12 protein-coding genes are annotated in these 14,773 nt (G+C 72.3%); all 12 read left to right on the top strand.

The genetic code is table 11. The features are described from left to right. The first annotated feature begins 25 nt into the window (after positions 1–25). Positions 26–1,381, top strand: coding sequence for a glycosyltransferase family protein (locus C9J87_RS05715; RefSeq protein ID WP_010832111.1), 1,356 nt, complete (start codon positions 26–28; stop codon positions 1,379–1,381). A 21-nt stretch (positions 1,382–1,402) separates the two neighbouring features. Then, complete coding sequence (locus C9J87_RS05710; RefSeq protein WP_010832112.1) at positions 1,403–2,599, top strand: winged helix DNA-binding domain-containing protein; 1,197 nt, start codon at positions 1,403–1,405, stop codon at positions 2,597–2,599. A gap of 53 nt (positions 2,600–2,652) precedes the next feature. Continuing rightward, a complete protein-coding gene (locus C9J87_RS05705; RefSeq protein WP_010832113.1) occupies positions 2,653–3,366 on the top strand; it encodes a TIGR03936 family radical SAM-associated protein in 714 nt (237 codons plus the stop codon). 368 nt (positions 3,367–3,734) lie between these two features. Continuing rightward, positions 3,735–7,091: an Rne/Rng family ribonuclease gene (locus tag C9J87_RS05700; RefSeq protein WP_107704932.1), complete on the top strand. Its 3,357-nt coding sequence runs from the start codon at positions 3,735–3,737 to the stop codon at positions 7,089–7,091. Positions 7,092–7,296: 205 nt separating this feature from the next. Then, positions 7,297–7,608: a 50S ribosomal protein L21 gene (gene rplU / locus C9J87_RS05695; RefSeq protein ID WP_036490308.1), complete on the top strand. Its 312-nt coding sequence runs from the start codon at positions 7,297–7,299 to the stop codon at positions 7,606–7,608. Positions 7,609–7,653: 45 nt separating this feature from the next. Next, positions 7,654–7,908 (top strand): 50S ribosomal protein L27, encoded by a 255-nt coding sequence (gene rpmA, locus C9J87_RS05690; RefSeq protein WP_010832117.1) that lies wholly within the window; start codon positions 7,654–7,656, stop codon positions 7,906–7,908. Positions 7,909–8,005: 97 nt separating this feature from the next. After that, positions 8,006–9,565: a GTPase ObgE gene (gene obgE, locus C9J87_RS05685; protein WP_010832118.1), complete on the top strand. Its 1,560-nt coding sequence runs from the start codon at positions 8,006–8,008 to the stop codon at positions 9,563–9,565. Next, a complete protein-coding gene (gene proB, locus C9J87_RS05680) occupies positions 9,562–10,707 on the top strand; it encodes a glutamate 5-kinase (RefSeq protein WP_232819836.1) in 1,146 nt (381 codons plus the stop codon). Before obgE ends, proB begins: the two co-directional genes overlap by 4 nt. Before the next feature lie 29 nt (positions 10,708–10,736). Continuing rightward, positions 10,737–11,378, top strand: a complete 642-nt coding sequence (locus C9J87_RS05675) for a hypothetical protein (RefSeq protein ID WP_010832120.1) — start codon at positions 10,737–10,739, stop codon at positions 11,376–11,378. A gap of 55 nt (positions 11,379–11,433) precedes the next feature. Beyond that, positions 11,434–12,609, top strand: coding sequence for a cysteine desulfurase family protein (locus C9J87_RS05670; RefSeq protein ID WP_010832121.1), 1,176 nt, complete (start codon positions 11,434–11,436; stop codon positions 12,607–12,609). Next, positions 12,609–13,784, top strand: coding sequence for a tRNA 2-thiouridine(34) synthase MnmA (gene mnmA / locus C9J87_RS05665; RefSeq protein ID WP_107704931.1), 1,176 nt, complete (start codon positions 12,609–12,611; stop codon positions 13,782–13,784). The genes C9J87_RS05670 and mnmA overlap by 1 nt, the downstream gene beginning before the upstream one ends. After that, entirely contained in the window at positions 13,781–14,770 is a 990-nt protein-coding gene (locus tag C9J87_RS05660; RefSeq protein WP_107704930.1) for a uroporphyrinogen decarboxylase/cobalamine-independent methonine synthase family protein, read from the top strand. The genes mnmA and C9J87_RS05660 overlap by 4 nt, the downstream gene beginning before the upstream one ends. The last annotated feature ends 3 nt before the right edge of the window (positions 14,771–14,773 follow it).

Here is a 14,773-nt window from a genome sequence, read left to right as displayed (position 1 = left end):
CTGGAACTGCGGCATACTCCCCGGCGTGAACTCAGGGGGAAGGTCGGGTGCGCTCGTCGAGCGGGCGCGCGGGATGCGGGGCTGGCGGGCGCACGCACTGCTGCTGCTCATGTTCGCGCTGCTGGCGACTCCGCTGATCGCCCACGAGGCGACGCACAACCGCGAGCTGAGCATCTTCGACGAGTGGCAGTACGCCGAGCGGGTGCACCAGGTCGCCACCGGCGACGTCTGGATGCGCAACGGTGAGGTGATCGGCCCGTGGGCGCAGGGGACCCGGGCCTGCCGCGGGATCATCCGGGTCGTGCCGCCCCAGCCGGCTCCCTGCTTCGGCAACGAGCCGGTCCTGATCGCCAACTCGGCCGCGTCGGACCCGCCGCCCTACTTCGTCGCCACCGGCGCGGTGACGGGCGTGCTGCTGGCCACCGGGATCACCGACAACGCCGTCACCACGGGCCGCCTGGTGGGCATCTTGTGGGCCGCGTTGAGCATGTGGTCGCTGTTCCTGCTGTTCCGCGCCGTGGGCGCCACCCGCGCCGGCTCCCTGGTGGTCGCGCTCACGCCGCTGCTGGTGCCGGCGTTCCTCCAGCAGTACACGTTCATCACCCCGCACGCCCTCGACATCCCGGTCGGCGCCTTCGCGGCGCTGGCCACCCTGCGCTTCCTGCGCGCCGAGTGGCCCTGGTGGACCCTGGTCCTCGCCGGTCTCGGCGTCGCGGGGGTCAAGGGGTCCAACATCGCGGTCGTCGTCGGGCTCGGCATCGCGCTGCTCGCCGTCATGGCCTGGCCCCGGCTGCGCGGCGCCGGCGCTGCGGCCGCCGGGGAACATCCGCTGGGTGCCGCCGTCCGCCTGCGCGCCCTCGTGGCCGGCGTGGCCCTGGCCGGCAGCACGGTGGCGTTCACGGTCGCCTGGATGCTCGTCGTGAAGGCCACCCAGCTCGTCGAGCCGCCCCCGCCCGGCGACTACGCCGTCGACTCGCTCGCCCCGGCCGCCCTGGTGACCGACAGCATCCGCTTCCTCAGCCTGCTCGGCGAGGGGCCGCTGCTCGCACCGGGCCTGTGGTTCCTGATGGCGATGTCCGGCTCGGCGCTCGCGATCTGGACCGGCCTGGCCCGCCCGCAGCTGCCGTTCGTGCGCCAGCTGGCGCCCGGCTTCCTGCTCGGCGCCGCGCTGGCGCCGATCGTGCTCGACCTGATGGTGTTCGTGACGACGGGGCAGTACATCGGGATCCAGTTCCGCTACGGCCTGGCCCTCTTCCCGCTGGGCCTCGCCTTCGCCGCACTCCTGCTGCGCAGCCGCACCTCGGTCGTCGTCGCCCTCGCGGCCCTCCTGCTGTACGCCGCCTCGCCGGCGCTCGCAGGCCTCGACAGCATCGCCATGTGAGTCGCTGAGGTGCCCGCAGCCATGAACGGACCGGTCCGCCACGTCGACGACGACGAGCGCCGCACCCGCCTCGCGCGACGGCACGCCCTCCATCCTGGGCACCGCGTCGCCGACGCGCTCGCAGCCACCCGGGCGATGACCGTCCTGCACTCGACCGAGCCGCCGACGCCGTACCTCTCCCTGCAGGCGCGGGTGGACGGCCTGACCCGGGCCGACGTGGACCGGGCGCTCTACGACGACCGCAGCCTGGTCAAGCAGCTGGCCATGCGCCGGACGCTGTTCGTCTTCCCGCGCGACCTGCTGCCGGCGGCGTGGGGGAGTGCCTCCGCCAGGGTCGCGGCCCAGGAGTGGAAGAGGATCGCCAAGGACGTGGTGGTGAGCGGGCTGGCCGCCGACGGCGACGCGTGGCTGCGCGAGGCGCGTGCGGCCGTCCTCGCCCGGCTCGCAGGCGGGGACGAGCTGGGTGCGAAGTCGCTGCGCGAGGAGCTGGGCGAGCTGGCCGGCCGGGTCGACATCGGCGTCGGGACGAAGTGGGCGGGAGAGGTCCCGATCGCACCGCGCGTGCTCACCCAGCTCGGCGCGGACGCCCGCATCGTGCGCGGCCAGAACGGCAGCCACTGGCGGGTCTCGCAGCCGAGGTGGACGTCGATGACGGCGTGGTTGGGGGAGTCGCCCGCACCGCTCGACGAGGCGGCCGGCTATGCCGAGCTCGTACGCCGCTGGCTGCGCACCTTCGGGCCCGGGACCGAGACCGACATCGTGTGGTGGTTGGGCTCGACCAAGTCCGCGGTCCGCCGGGCGCTGGTCGACGTCGGCGCGGTCACGGTCACCCTCGACTCCGGCGACACCGGTTGGCTGCTGCGCGACGACGCCGCCCCCGAGCCGGCCGTCGAGCCCTGGGCCGCGCTGCTGCCGGCGCTCGACCCGACCCTGATGGGCTGGAAGCAGCGCGACTTCTACTTGGACCCCGGCCACACGCCGTACCTCTTCGACACCAACGGCAACGGCGGCACGACCGCGTGGTGGAACGGCCGGGTCGTGGGCTGCTGGGTGCAGGACCTCGACGCGTCGGTCCGGGTGGTGCTGTGCGACGACGTCGGTGCCGACGGGCGGGCCGCGCTCGAGCACGAGGCCGCCCGGCTCACGGCGTGGCTGGACGGGGAGATCGTCAACAGCATCTACGCGTCGCGACTGATGCGTGAGTCGAAGTTGCCGTGAGGCTGCCCTGAAGTCGGCAACTGCGGCTGCCCACGGCTAGCCTGTGCGGCGATATGGCACGCAAGGATCCACCTCAGCAGCCGCCCCCGGTCCAGCGACTTCGTGTGCGCTACGCCAAGCGAGGCCGCCTCCGGTTCACCAGTCACCGCGACTTCAGCCGCGCCTTCGAGCGCGCGGTCTTCCGTGCGCGCATCCCGATGGCCTACTCGTCGGGGTTCAACCCGCACCCGCGGATGTCCTACGCGGGCGCAGCGCCGACCGGTTCGGCGAGCGAGGCCGAATACCTCGAGATCGCGCTGGCCGAGGTGCTGGTCCCCGCCGAGGTGCACGCGCTGCTCGACGAGGCGCTGCCGCCCGGCCTCGACATCCTCGAGGTCGTGGAGTCGCCCGGCGGGTCGCTGGCCGACCGCCTGGAGGCCAGCCGCTGGCGGATCGACGTCTCGGCGCCGCTCGCCGACGTGCGGGCCGCGGTCGAGGCCTTCCTGGCCGCCGACGAGGTGCTGGTCGAGCGGATGACGAAGAAGGGGCTGCGCGAGTTCGATGCGCGCGGCGCCGTGCTCGACCTGGCGGCCGACGCCTCCACCGAGCGCGAGGGAGCCGCCCTCGAGCTGGTCCTGCGCCACGGCGTCCCCGCGGTCCGCCCCGATGACGTGCTCAGCGCGCTGACCTCGATCTCCGGTACGGCGATGGGTGAGGCCCCGCTGATGACGCGGCTCGCCCAGGGTCCCCTCGAGGATTCCGGCGCCATCGGCGACCCCCTCCTCTAGCCGACGCGGCACGCGTTGCGCCGGGTCAACGTTGCCGGGGTTTGGGAGCGAGTGTGCGATACTCGCCACGTTCGACGCGGATGGTCCGCCATCCACGACGAGCCGACGACGTTCTCGCCGGGCCCCCTCAAGGTCCGGCACATCCAGATGTTGTTCGTCACCAGCTCCGCGACGCGGCTCGTGCATCAGTGACAGTGATGCACTCTCCAGGCCCAGCGACCGCGGAATGGCGACCGACGCGCATCGGATGACGCGCACGCGGAGGGTGTCGCCGCCATACGAAGGCTTTGCGTCCGACGCCCCTCACCCGGGTCTCGAGGCGCCGACACGGTCCCGGCTTCGATCCGGGTGCCGGCGAGGAGAGCGACATGCTCGACGACAACCCGAACGACAACGACAACACCACCACCGGCGGCTCTGAGCCCGCTGGTTCGCCCGAGGCCTCCGCCCCGGCCGCTCCGGTCGTGAAGAAGACGACGCGCAAGGCGGCGCCGCGCAAGACCGCGACGACGCGTGCGAGCGCGGCCAGCCCGGTCGCCGAGCCGGCCACCGTGGTCGCCCCGGCCGCCGAGCCGGTGGAGACCCCCGCCGCGCCGACGGTGAAGAAGACGACGCGCACCCGCTCCAGCGCCGCGAAGAAGACGTCCGCTGCTCAGGACGCCAGCGTCCAGGACGCGCTGATCCCCGACACCACGAGCGACGCAGCCGACGCGCCGGTCGCCAAGAAGGCGCCCGCGAAGAAGGCTGCCGCCAAGAAGACGGCCGCCGCGAAGACCGCGTCGGCCAAGGCTCCCGCTGCTGCGAAGGCCCCCGCGGCCAAGAAGACGGCGGCGAAGAAGACCACGAAGAAGGCCGCCGAGGTCGAGAGCCCGGCCCTCGACGAGACCGCCGAGGCGACCGAGACCGGTGCCGCCAGCACGGCTGTGCCCCTCTTCCAGGCGCCGGTCGTGACCTCGACGCGACGCACCCGCACGACCAAGAAGGTCGCCGCAGCCCCGGTCGAGGAGGTCGCCGCCGAGACCGCCGCCGACACCGAGACCGCCGCCGAGACCGAGGCCGCCAGCGACACCCCGCCGGCCAAGAAGGCCGCCGCCAAGCGCACTGCGGCCAAGAAGGCGCCGGCCAAGAAGGCCGCAGCCCGTCCCGAGACCGCGGACGAGGACGAGGTCGAGACCGACCAGGCCGACCAGGACACCGACACCGACGGCACCGCCGAGGGTGACAGCGACTCCGACACCGACGGCACCGGCCCCGCCCGTCGCCGCCGCCGTCGTGGCGGTCGCCGCCGCCGCAAGGGTGGCGAGGGTTCGACCGACAGCCAGGACAACGACTCCGACGACGAGTCCGAGGACGAGGCCGACGAGGCCGACAAGGCCACCGACGCCGACCAGGGCGACCAGAACGAGCAGGGCGAGCAGGGCGACGGCACCTCGCGCCGCCGCCGTCGTCGTCGCCGTGCCGGCGAAGAGGGTTCCGACGAGCGCGACGACGAGCCCAACACCGTCACCCGCGTCCGCAACCGCCGCGCCCCCGAGGACCAGATCACCGCGCTCGCCGGCTCGACCCGGCTCGAGGCCAAGAAGCAGCGCCGTCGCGAGGGCCGCGAGGCCGGTCGCCGCCGCGCCCCGATCGTCAGCGAGGCCGAGTTCCTGGCCCGCCGCGAGTCGGTCGACCGCGTGATGGTGATCCGCCAGCGCAAGGAGCTGACCCAGATCGCCGTGCTGGAGGACAAGGTCCTCGTCGAGCACTACGTCGCCCGCGAGTCGCAGACGTCGCTGATCGGCAACGTCTACCTCGGCCGCGTGCAGAACGTCCTGCCGTCGATGGAGGCCGCCTTCATCGACATCGGCAAGGGCCGCAACGCCGTGCTCTACGCCGGTGAGGTCAACTGGGCCGCGCTCGGCCACAAGGACGGCCAGCAGCGCAAGATCGAGTCGGTGCTCTCCAGCGGCCAGTCGGTCCTCGTGCAGGTCACCAAGGACCCCGTCGGCCACAAGGGCGCCCGCCTGACCTCGCAGATCAGCCTCGCGGGTCGCTTCCTGGTCTACGTCCCCGACGGCACCACCAGCGGCATCTCCCGCAAGCTGCCCGACACCGAGCGCAACCGCCTCAAGACGCTGCTCAAGGAGATCGTCCCGGACACCGCGGGCGTCATCGTCCGCACGGCAGCCGAGGGTGCGAGCGAGGACGAGCTCACCCACGACGTCGAGCGGCTCAAGGCTCGCTGGGACGACATCGAGGCCAAGGCCAAGGGCCAGTCCCCGCAACTGCTGTACGGCGAGCCCGACCTGACCCTCAAGGTGGTCCGCGACCTCTTCACCGAGGACTTCGCCAAGCTCGTCATCGAGGGCGACGACGCCTGGGACACCGTGCAGGGATACGTCTCCCACGTGGCCCCCGACCTGCAGGACCGGCTGGAGAAGTTCGAGCCGGCCACCGAGGGGCGTGCGTCCGGCAAGGACGTCTTCGCCACCTACCGCATCGAGGAGCAGATCGCCAAGGGCCTCGACCGCAAGGTCTGGCTGCCCTCGGGCGGCTCGCTGATCATCGACCGCACCGAGGCGATGACGGTCGTCGACGTCAACACCGGCAAGTTCACCGGCTCCGGGGGCAACCTCGAGGAGACGGTGACCAAGAACAACCTCGAGGCCGCCGAGGAGATCGTCCGCCAGCTCCGGCTGCGCGACATCGGCGGCATCATCGTCGTCGACTTCATCGACATGGTCCTCGAGTCCAACCGTGACCTGGTCGTACGCCGCCTGGTGGAGTGCCTCGGTCGCGACCGCACCCGCCACCAGGTCGCCGAGGTCACGTCCCTGGGCCTGGTCCAGATGACCCGCAAGCGCATCGGCACGGGTCTGCTCGAGGCGTTCAGCTCCGACTGCGACCACTGCCAGGGACGCGGCGTCGTGATCACCAGCGAGCCCGTCGAGCCCAAGGGCGAGGGCGACGACGGCGATCGCCGCAGCAGCGGACGACGCAACCGTGGCCGTGGCCGCGACGGACAGGACAACGCCGGCAACGGCTCCGGCAACGGTTCCGGCAACGCCGGACAGGGTGGCAACGGCGGCAACGGCGGCAACGGTGGCCAGGGTGCTGCCCCGTCGCCCAAGGACGTCGCCGCGATGCCGCGCTCGGAGAAGCCCGAGGTCGAGCCGACGCAGGACGCACCCGTTCCTGCCGCCAGCGAGGCGCCGGTCGCGGCTGCCGCGAGCGTCGAGACGCCCGAGACCACCGAGCCCACGGAGGCCACGGAGGCCCCCCAGGCCGAGCAGCCCCGCGTGCAGACCTCCAGGCGCACCCGCCAGCCCAGGCGGGTCGCGACCGAGGCCCCCACGACGGCCCCCACGGCCCCCACGGAGACCCCGGCACCGGCCGAGGCCGCTGCCCCGGTCGCGGTCGACGTACCGGCCGCCGAGGCGCCCGCGGTCGACCAGCCCGAGGCCGAGCAGCCCAAAGGTGCGCAGCCGGCTCCTGCGACGACTGAGGCCCCCGAGCCGACGAAGCCGCAGGTCGTGACGCGCACGCGTCGTCGGTCCGCGACCCGACCTGCCGGTCCGCCGGTCGCCGCGCCCGTGGGCGCGGCCGGTGACGTGCCGCAGACGGGCATCGTGGAGCCGGGAACGGCCGACCTCGAGCCCGGCAACGACCACGACGGCGAGCACGACGAGGCGCCCCACGTCGAGCACGTCCCGATCAAGAAGAAGGGCACTCGCAAGCGCTGAAGCCCGCTCGGGTCGGCTCGTTTTGACCCGGTTGGCTTCGGAGCCGTAAAGTTGCTCCTCGTGCGCCCCGGCGTGCCCCTCCTGCATGGCCTCTGCTGACATCTCGTCGCGAAGCCCGAGCAGGAGCCGAACCCCGAATTTTCACCGTGTTTTTCACCGTGCCAGTCAATTGGCAACCACAAGGCCTGAGGAGAGTGAGTCCGCCGTGTACGCAGTTGTGCGCAGTGGCAGCAAGCAGCAGAAGGTTGCTGTTGGCGACGTCATCGAGATCGACAAGATGGACCTGAAGGCCAACGCGGTCGGCAGCTCCCTGACTCTCCCCGTGGTGATGGTTGTCGACGGCGAGACCGTCACCGCGACCGGCCTCGACAAGGCGGCGGTGACCGTCGAGATCCTCGGCGCCACCAAGGGTCCGAAGATCGTCATCCAGAAGTTCAAGAACAAGACCGGCTACAAGAAGCGCCAGGGTCACCGCCAGAAGTACACCCAGGTCAAGGTCACCGACATCTCCCTCTGAGCTCACGCTCGGAGCTCTCTTATCTGCTGATAAAGGACTGAACTCATGGCTCACAAGAAGGGCGCCGCGTCCACCAAGAACGGCCGCGACTCCAACAGCCAGCGCCTCGGTGTGAAGCGCTTCGGCGGCCAGGCCGTCAACGCGGGCGAGATCATCGTCCGCCAGCGTGGCACCCACTTCCACCCGGGTTCGGGTGTGGGCCGCGGTGGCGACGACACCCTCTTCGCGCTCATCGCGGGTGCCGTGCAGTTCGGCACCAAGCGTGGCCGCAAGGTCGTCAACATCCTCCCCGGTGAGTGACGAAACCTTTAGACAAACGCACCACTTCTTTCGCGAAGGGCGTCCCTAGACTCTGGGGAACGCCCTTCGCGCCATTTCATCTTCGTTAGGAACTCCCATGGCTGTACCCACCTTCGTCGACCAGGTCACGCTGCACATCAGCGCCGGCCGGGGTGGGCACGGTGTCGCGTCGGTCCACCGGGAGAAGTTCAAGCCCCTCGGTGGCCCCGACGGCGGCAACGGCGGCCCCGGTGGCTCGGTGATCCTGCGCGTGGACCCCGACATCACCACGCTGATCGACTACCACCACGGCAACAAGCGCAAGGCCGACCACGGCGGCCACGGCGCCGGCAACCACCGCAACGGTGCGCACGGCGGGGACCTCTACCTGCCCGTGCCCGACGGGACGCTGGTCAAGAACCTCGACGGCGAGATCCTCGGCGACATGGTCGGGGCCGGCACCGAGATGGTGATCGCCCGGGGTGGTCGTGGCGGCCTCGGCAACGCCGCGCTGGCCAGTGCCAAGCGCAAGGCGCCCGGCTTCGCGCTCCTTGGCGAGCCCGGCGAGGAGGTCGAGGTCCGTCTCGAGCTCAAGGTCGTGGCCGACATCGGCCTGGTCGGCTTCCCCAGCGCCGGCAAGTCCTCGCTGATCGCCGCGATGTCGCGGGCGCGGCCCAAGATCGCCGACTACCCGTTCACCACCCTCGTGCCCAACCTCGGGGTCGTCCGCGCGGGCGACGTGACCCTGACCGTCGCCGACGTGCCCGGCCTGATCGAGGGCGCTGCCGACGGTCGCGGCCTCGGCCACGACTTCCTGCGCCACATCGAGCGCTGCGCCGCCCTGGTGCACGTCATCGACACCGCCACCATCGAGCCGGGTCGCAACCCGCTCGACGACCTCGACGTCATCGAGAACGAGCTGAGCCGCTACGGCGGCCTGGAGGATCGTCCCCGGCTGGTGGCGCTCAACAAGGTCGACGTACCCGACGGCAACGAGATCGCCGAGATGGTCCGTGAGGACCTCGAGGCACGCGGCCTGCGCGTCTTCCCGGTCAGCGCAGCTTCTGGCGTCGGCATGCCCGCCCTGATCTATGCCATGGGCGAGATCGTCGGCCAGGCCCGGGCGGAGCGCCCGGTCGTGGAGGCCACCCGCATCGTGATCCGGCCCCCCGGGCTCGACGGCGGCGGCGACTTCGAGATCACCGAGCGCCCCGAGGGCTGGCACGTGCGCGGCGAGAAGCCCGAGCGCTGGGTCCGCCAGACCGACTTCGGCAACGAGGAGGCCGTGGGCTTCCTGGCCGACCGCCTCACCCGTCTCGGCATCGAGGCCCAGCTCGCCAAGCTCGGCGCCGAGGAGGGCGACCCCGTGCTCATCGGCCCGCTGGACAACGCGGTGGTCTTCGACTTCAAGCCCGGCATCGAGGCCGGCGCCGAGATGCTCGGTCGCCGCGGCGAGGACGAGCGCCTGCGCGAGGAGCGTCCCGCGGCCACCCGTCGCAAGGACATCCAGGAGCAGATGCCCGAGCGCGCCGAGAACGAGACGCGCGCCGACGTGGCCCGCCGCATCGACCGCTCCGGCAAGGCCGCCACGCCCAAGACCGTCACCAGCTCCGGGATCGGGCCGATGTCCTACGAGATCGGCTCGAAGGACGACCCCGACTGGGACGGTGAGGAGTGACCGATCGGGTGGCCCAGCGCTCGACGCTGGACCGCAGCGCCCTCGTCGGTGAGGCACGCCGTGTCGTCGTCAAGGTCGGCTCGTCGTCGCTGACCACGGCGGCCGGCGGGATCGACCCGGCGCGCATGAGCCGGCTCGTCGACGTGCTCGCCTCGGTGCGTGCCCGCGGAGCCGAGGTCGTGCTGGTCTCGTCCGGGGCGATCGCCGCCGGGCTGGCCCCGCTGGGCCTGACGAAGCGCCCGCGCTCGCTCGCCACCCAGCAGGCGGCGGCCTCGGTCGGGCAGGGACTCCTCTCGCACCGCTACCAGGAGGAGTTCGCCCGCCACGACCTCGTCACCGGGCAGGTGCTCCTCACGGTGGACGACGTCATCCGGCGCGCCCACTACCGCAACGCCTACCAGACGTTCGCCAAGCTGCTCGAGCTCGGCGTCCTGCCGATCGTCAACGAGAACGACACGGTCGCCACCTCCGAGATCCGCTTCGGTGACAACGACCGGCTGGCCGCGCTGGTCGCGCACCTCGTGCACGCCGACCTGCTGGTCCTGCTCTCCGACGTCGACGGCCTCTACGACGGACCCCCGAGCCGCGCGGGTTCGCAGCTCGTGCCGGTGGTGCGCTCGGCGAACGACCTGGCCACCGTCTCGATCGGCACACCCGGCACCGCGGGCGTCGGCACCGGCGGCATGGTCACCAAGGTCGATGCCGCCCGGATCGCCACGGGTGCCGGCATCCCGGTCATCCTCACCTCTGCCGACCAGGCGGAGGCCGCGCTGGCAGGTGCTGAGGTGGGCACCGTCTTCCTCCCCACCGGCAAGCGCCGCCCCACCCGTCTCCTCTGGCTCGCGCACGCCACCGAGCCCAAGGGCTCGCTCGTGCTCGACCCGGGCGCCGTCGCGGCTGTCACCGAGCGCCGCGCCTCCCTCCTCGCCGCCGGCATCACCGCCGTGACCGGTGTCTTCAGCGCTGGTGATCCGGTGTCGCTGGTCGACGCGTCGGGCGCAGCGGTGGCGCGTGGTCTCGTCAACTTCGACGCCGACGAGCTGCCCGGCCTGCTCGGCAGGTCGAGCAAGGACCTGAAGCGAGAGCTCGGATCGGCGTACGAGCGCGAGGTCGTGCACCGCGACGACCTGATCGTCCTCTGAACCTCCACCGCCAGCGGTAGGTTGCCCGCGTGGCAACCACCGAGGAGGACGTCGAGGAGCTCGCCTTTCGCAGGCTGTACGGCGACTGGCAGGCGCTCGACCCGGCGGGCACGGCCGACTTCATGGCCGGCTATCCGGGGGAGTGGTGGATCGTCGGCGGCTGGGCGATCGAGGCGTTCACCGGGGTGTCGCGCCCGCACGAGGACATCGATCTCGTGATCTGGCGGCGGGACCTGGCGCTGTTCCGCGAGCACGTGGGGGACCGGCACCACATCTGGAGCGCCGGCAGCGGCGCCATCCGCCCGCTCAACGACGACTGGCCCGAGCCGCACGTGGACGCCGGGCAGGTGTGGCTGCGCGACCACGCGACGGCCCCGTGGTTCCTCGACTGCATCCTCTCCGAGGACCGCGACGGGTTGTGGGTCAGTCGCCGCGACCCCGACCACGTCGTGCCGCTGGCCGACGTCACCTGGGTCGCCGACGACGCGATCCGCTACATGCGACCCGAGGTGGTCCTGCACCACAAGGCGCGACTGCTGCGTCCCAAGGACACCGCCGACCTCGCCTCCACCTGGCCCCTGCTGGATGCCGGGGCCCGGGACTGGCTGCGCGGCGCCGTACACCTCGAGCGCGCCGACCACCCGTGGCTGTCGGGCACGATGGCGCAGTGAGCCCGGCGTCGCGGAAAGTCGTCCGCGCCCCGGTGCCGGATAGGCTTGGTCGGTCATGAACACCGCACCCGTCTATCTCGACCACGCCGCGACCACGCCGATGCTGCCGGTCGCGATCGAGGCACTGACCGCGCGACTGGTCGAGGTGGGCAACGCCAACTCGCTGCACGCCTCGGGCCGCAACGCGCGCCGCGTCGTCGAGGAGGCCCGCGAGACCATCGCCCGGGCCCTGGGCTGTCGTCCGGGCGACGTGGTCTTCACGGCCGGCGGCACCGAGTCCGACAACCTCGCGCTCAAGGGAATCTACTGGGCCCGACGGGCCGAGGACCCGCGCCGCGTCCGCATCCTGTCCACCGCGATCGAGCACCACGCCGTCCTCGACCCCCTGGTCTGGCTCGGCGAGGCCGAGGGTGCCCAGGTCGAGCTGATGCCGGTCGACCAGCAGGCCCACCTGCGCCTCGACGCGCTCCGCGAGGCCGTCGAGCGCGATCCCGCCTCGGTCGCGCTCATCTCCGTGATGTGGGCCAACAACGAGGTCGGCACGCTGCAGCCCATCGCCGAGGTCGTCGCGCTGGCCGCCGAGCACGGCATCCCGGTCCACACCGACGCGGTTCAGGCCATCGGCGCCGTACCCGTCGACTTCGCCGCGTCCGGTGTCGACGCCCTCAGCCTGACCGGGCACAAGGTCGGCGGCCCCTACGGCGTCGGTGCCCTGATCGTGCGCCGCGACCTCCAGGTCTCCGCGCTCGTCCACGGCGGCGGGCAGGAGCGCGACATCCGCAGCGGCACCCTCGACCCGCCGGCGATCGCCGGCCTGGCTGCGGCCATCGAGGAGTCGGTCAAGAACCAGGACGAGCACGCCAGCCGCCTGCGTGCGCTGCGCGACGACCTCGTACGCCGCGTGGTGGAGGTCGTCCCCGAGGCACACCTGCACGGCGACCCCGAGCGGCGCCTCCCGGGCAACGCCCACCTCGGCTTCCCCGGCTGCGAGGGCGACTCGCTCCTGATGCTGCTCGACGCCCGCGGGATCGAGTGCTCGACCGGCTCGGCCTGCAGCGCCGGGGTGCCCCAGCCGTCACACGTGCTGCTCGCGATGGGTTGTGACGAGGAGGCCGCGCGCCACTCGCTGCGGTTCTCCCTCGGCCACACCAGCACCGCCGCCGACATCGACGCGGTCGTCGAGGCGATCGGTCCGGTCGTCGAGCGGGCCAGGACGGCAAAGGCACGTTGATGAAGGTCCTCGCTGCCATGTCGGGCGGGGTCGACTCCGCCGTCGCCGCTGCCCGCGCCGCCGAGGTCGGTCACGACGTCACCGGGATACACCTCGCGCTCTCGCGCAACCCGAAGTCCTACCGCACCGGCGCGCGCGGGTGCTGCACCATCGAGGACAGCAACGACGCCCGCCGCGCGGCCGACATCATCGGCATCCCCTTCTACGTCTGGGACCTCTCCGACCGCTTCCACGAGGACGTGGTCGAGGACTTCATGGACGAGTACGCAGCCGGCCGCACCCCCAACCCGTGCCTGCGCTGCAACGAGAAGATCAAGTTCGCGGCCGTCCTCGACCGCGGCCTCGCGCTCGGCTTCGACGCGGTCGCGACCGGCCACTACGCCCAGCTCCGCACCGGCGCCGACGGCCTGATCGAGATGCATCGCGCGGTCGACATGGGCAAGGACCAGTCCTACGTCCTCGGGGTCCTCACCCAGGACCAGCTGGCGCACTCGCTCTTCCCGCTCGGCGACACCACCAAGCCGGTCGTACGCCTCGAGGCGGCCGAGCGCGGGCTGCTGGTCGCCGACAAGCCCGACTCCCACGACATCTGCTTCGTCGCCGACGGGGACAACGCCGGGTGGCTCAAGGAGAAGCTCGGCGACCGCAATCCCAACACCGGCGGTGACATCGTCGACTCGACGACCGGCGACGTGCTCGGACAGCACGACGGCACGGTCGGCTTCACCATCGGCCAGCGCCGGGGCCTGCGCCTCGGCGTGCCCGCCGCCGACGGCAAGCCGCGCTTCGTCCTCGACATCGAGCCGGTCTCCGGCACCGTCTCAGTGGGCCCGCGCGAAGGGCTGCGCATCGACCGGATCGCCGGCATCAAGCCGCGCTGGTGCGGCACCGTCCCGTCCGTGCTCGACGGACCCGAGGTGACCGTGCAGCTGCGCGCCCACGGTCGCGAGCACCGCGCGAACGTCCGCGTGGTCCCTGCGGATCCGTCATCCGGATCCGCATCGATCGGTGCCGATCGGCATGACGGACCGCGTGTCGAGATCGAGCTGCTCGACCCGGCCGAGGGGATCGCCCCCGGCCAGGCAGCCGTGATCTACGACGGCACCCGCGTCGTCGGCTCGGCCACCATCAGCGCGACCGCCCGCAGCGCCGAGCTCGAGCAGGCCAGCGCGTGACCCTCGCGACCGGCGTCGGCTCCCTGCCCGGGGACGACGACCGGGCGTACGCCGAGGCGGTGCGCTTCACGTTGGGCGAGGTGCCCGACCTGGCGTTCGTGCCGGAGCTGCCCGGCAGGGGAGTGACCGCGAACATGACCGGTCGCGCGCTCGCGATCGTCGACGGCCTGGGAGTCGACCTCCAGCCGGCCGGGTGGCGGCTCACCGACGCGTCCGGCATCGACCACCGCCGGGCCCGGTCGCTGCTCGCGCAGGACCTCGACCAGGTCGAGGAGCAGGCGCAGGGCTTCACCGGGGCGTTCAAGGCTCAGGTCGCCGGACCGTGGACCCTGGCCGCGACGGTGGAGAAGCCGCGCGGGGACAAGGTGCTCTCCGACCACGGCGCCCGCCGTGAGCTGGCCGAGGCGCTGGCCGAGGGCCTGCGTGGTCACGTCGCCGACCTGCGACGCCGGCTGACCGGCGTGGAGCGGCTGATCGTCCAGGTCGACGAGCCGATGCTGCCCGCGGTCCTGGCCGCCCAGGTGCCGACCGCCTCCGGCTTCGGGCGCCACCGCACGGTGCACCCGCCCGAGGCCTCGGCTGCGCTGGGGATCGTCCTGGGTGCGATCGCGGACGCGGGCGCGGAGCCGTGGGTGCACTCGTGCGCCCCCGGGGTGCCCTGGGGCCTGGTCGCCGACGCCGGTGCGCGCGGACTGTCCGTGGACCACGCCATGTTGACCCCGAAGGACCTCGACGCGATGGCGCAGGCGCTCGACGACGGGCTCGTCGTCGCCCTCGGGGTCGTGCCCTCGACCGATCCGACCACCGCTCCCACCGATGCGGTGCTGACCGAGCAGGTCCTGCGCTGGCTCGACATGCTCGGCCTCGACCCTGCCGAGGTGTCGGATCGACTGGTGATCACGCCGTCGTGCGGCCTCGCCGGGGCGTCGCCCGACTGGAGCCGCCGGGCGCTGTCCCTGAGCCGGGACGTCGCCGGTCACCTCTGAGCG

This window comes from Nocardioides allogilvus (genome assembly GCF_003047285.1).
GTDB lineage: Bacteria > Actinomycetota > Actinomycetes > Propionibacteriales > Nocardioidaceae > Nocardioides > Nocardioides allogilvus.
Note: the sequence above shows the minus strand (reverse complement) of the source record. Positions and strands in the feature narration are given on the sequence as shown.

Excerpts from the sequence above, each read along its gene's own strand:
- rpmA (WP_010832117.1), top strand. The coding sequence starts at position 7,654 with ATGGCTCACAAGAAGGGCGCCGCGTCCACCAAGAACGGCCGCGACTCC.
- C9J87_RS05670 (WP_010832121.1), top strand. The coding sequence starts at position 11,434 with ATGAACACCGCACCCGTCTATCTCGACCACGCCGCGACCACGCCGATG.
- C9J87_RS05710 (WP_010832112.1), top strand. The coding sequence starts at position 1,403 with ATGAACGGACCGGTCCGCCACGTCGACGACGACGAGCGCCGCACCCGC.
- C9J87_RS05705 (WP_010832113.1), top strand. The coding sequence starts at position 2,653 with ATGGCACGCAAGGATCCACCTCAGCAGCCGCCCCCGGTCCAGCGACTT.
- mnmA (WP_107704931.1), top strand. The coding sequence starts at position 12,609 with ATGAAGGTCCTCGCTGCCATGTCGGGCGGGGTCGACTCCGCCGTCGCC.
- obgE (WP_010832118.1), top strand. The coding sequence starts at position 8,006 with ATGGCTGTACCCACCTTCGTCGACCAGGTCACGCTGCACATCAGCGCC.
- C9J87_RS05700 (WP_107704932.1), top strand. The coding sequence starts at position 3,735 with ATGCTCGACGACAACCCGAACGACAACGACAACACCACCACCGGCGGC.